Origin of the sequence: Alkaliphilus serpentinus (genome assembly GCF_009017255.1) — a bacterium.
Taxonomy (GTDB): domain Bacteria; phylum Bacillota; class Clostridia; order Peptostreptococcales; family Natronincolaceae; genus Alkaliphilus_D; species Alkaliphilus_D serpentinus.
Window position 1 is genome coordinate 1 of sequence record NZ_WBZB01000076.1, and the last position, 2,589, is coordinate 2,589.

The window sequence follows — 2,589 nt, forward strand, 5'->3', positions numbered from 1 at the left end:
CCATCCCAAATGTGGATTGTGGTGGCTCCATTTACTTCTTTGCTGCTTCTTAGGCCCTTTCCGTTATAGCTGTAGTTTATGATTTTGTCTCCCACTATGGTTTTTATTAGCTGATTGAAGCCATTGTATCGATGGAAGGTCACTATGCTACTTCCTTCATCCACTCCAGATAATAATAAGGAAAAAACGACAAGTATTTACTTTCTTGTCGTTTTGTTTAGTATATTTGAGGTTGGTTAAAGTGCACATCTAATAATCAATAATAAACTGGCCCTCCAGCCCCAGCTAATGCAGCTGAAAAAATCATCCATAAGTACACAAATAATACTGCTAAAGCAATTAACCTTGAAGCTTTTTCCTTATTTTTTCTATAGAAAACCAAACCAAAAATTGCTACTCCTATAAGAACAATAAATGATATTTCCATTTCATTTAGCCAATGTATTTTATGGATAAAAGAGTTCGTGATTATGGATAAAGCTAAGGCTGCTATAACTATTAATAATAGCTTCTTTCCTATATAGACCCCTCCTTCTACAGCTAAATTCTAAAATATGCATTTTCACATAAATATTTTGTAAATCTCCTCTTTACTGACTTAAGTCTAATGAATAGAGAGTTCCTTCCGTTGTAAATATATATAGAATCTCATCATGAACTAAAAATGTATTTGCATTTTCTTCTGTATTATTCCCAAATCTCCAGAGCTTTTCTCCTGTATCTTTGTCTAGAATAAATACTTCATCATCGAATCTGCTCACTATAACATACTTCGGAGTTGTTCTTACTAAGAATGGTCTTAACTCTCCAAAATCATTTTTCCATAGCTCTTCTCCAGTCTCTTTACCAAGCCTGTATAGAAATCCAGAATAAATAATATACAACCCATCTTCATCAACTTCAAGAATCGAGCCAATATCAACAGACCAAAGAATCTCTCCAGTTGATAAATCTACCTTCTTGGGACCTTTAGCATAGATATAATTTCCATCAATTAGAAAGGGCGTATATACTCCAATATCAAACTTCTTAAGTACCTTTCCAGTGTAAGCATCAAAAACAAGTAGTTCACCAAGATTAGAAGTGTACACTTTGCCTTTATCAATTATTATATGTGCGGTAGTGTGTTCTTCTCTAGCATCAAAGCCCCATAAAAGCTCTCCCGTATTCATATCAAATGCTTCAATTATTATCTTACCTGCTGCTGCATAAACAGCTATATTATCATAAATTTCTACATTAGTTGAGGAAGCTATATTTCTGTTTTTTCTTGTTTTACTAATTAATTCTCCTGTTATTTTGTTATAAGCTCGTATTTGATCTTTAAGTTGTCCTACTAGATAATTATCATTTACCCCTCTAATTTGCAAACCTACATCAATGGTATTAACTATCCTGTTTGATTCTAAATCCATAGAGTATATTTTTTCAGGATATGCTCTAAAATACATTATACTATCATCATCAACAACTGGTACATCCAAGGGTAAGCTTAATTCCAGTAGCTTTTCCATTTTAAATTTCTTAAGATCAACAAAATCTCTATCCATATCTCTTTCTTCAATGGATGGTGCAGTAGCTGTTCTAAATAAAATATAAATAATCATTAGAATAAACATGGCTATAACAGGAGTGTATCTGCTTTTAGGTTGATCGTCCATTGGACCAGCTCCTTTCTTAAAGGGCCTCCAATAGCGAAGCCCTTTAAGTTTTAATTAAAATACTATTTACAGAAAGCATCCAACTTCCTATGGTTCTTCTATGGTTTCAAGCAATTGAAAGAGTTTTTCTGTAAACTCAATGGTCAAATGCTGTGGTAATAGATAGTAATAGTTTCTTCCAAAGCCAAAGCCTACGGGGCTCTTAGAGATTCCAACGCCCATAGTATATACTTTAGCCATATTATCAAATGCAAGTGTTCCGCTAATATGCTTTGCTGTTACGGTACCATAATTGAATGGGCCAGTATAATCAACAGGGCTTTTAAAATTCACTTTATGACCCATTACATGTACCAGATAACCATTGGCAGATGCAGCCCAATTGGTCCCTTTTTTAATATTCTTCATACCTTCTAATGAATTAGCTATAACTTTGCCTAAATCATTTCCTAAATCAACACCTGAATAAATATATACAACTGGTTCGTCAAAATTAAATTTATAATCTTTTTCATTGTATCGGTAGGTAGGCAGGTTTTTTACATCAAATGCATCAGCATTATACCAAATTACCTCTACGCCTACTTCAGCACCTCCTACAGTTATATTAAAGCTCATTCCCTTACCTACAGGTTGATATGCATTTGTCTGTCGTGATCTTTCATGGGGTCTTCTTTCAGTAACTCCTTCTCGTTTATGCCCACTTGGATCAATATAATTTATCGGATTTCCTGCACAGTAGATGTAATAATTCAAGCTTAATGGGTCATTTATAGTTCCTTTGTAAGTATCTTCACTAATAAATCGACCTATATATGGGTTATAATACCTTGCCCTTAAATAAATCGTTCCTGTTTCTTTATCAAAATATTCTCCACTGTATCTAAATACATTTGTATCATTAGGGTCTGGGTTCTTTTCATTTCCA

3 protein-coding genes are annotated in these 2,589 nt (G+C 33.6%); all 3 read right to left on the reverse strand.

Going from position 1 to position 2,589, the window contains the following annotated elements; translation table 11 throughout:
- Positions 1-256 precede the first annotated feature (256 nt).
- Positions 257-427 (reverse strand): hypothetical protein, encoded by a 171-nt coding sequence (locus F8153_RS16290; RefSeq protein ID WP_192929867.1) that lies wholly within the window; start codon positions 425-427, stop codon positions 257-259.
- A gap of 163 nt (positions 428-590) precedes the next feature.
- Complete coding sequence (locus F8153_RS15730; protein ID WP_151867310.1) at positions 591-1,661, reverse strand: PQQ-like beta-propeller repeat protein; 1,071 nt, start codon at positions 1,659-1,661, stop codon at positions 591-593.
- 87 nt (positions 1,662-1,748) lie between these two features.
- The coding region (locus tag F8153_RS15735) for an RHS repeat-associated core domain-containing protein (protein ID WP_151867311.1) at positions 1,749-2,589 on the reverse strand (841 nt) is incomplete at its 5' end.

What these genes read in the sequence shown, in the direction of transcription:
- F8153_RS15730 (WP_151867310.1), bottom strand. Translation starts at nt 1,661, where the DNA reads ATGGACGATCAACCTAAAAGCAGATACACTCCTGTTATAGCCATGTTT.
- F8153_RS16290 (WP_192929867.1), bottom strand. Translation starts at nt 427, where the DNA reads ATGGAAATATCATTTATTGTTCTTATAGGAGTAGCAATTTTTGGTTTG.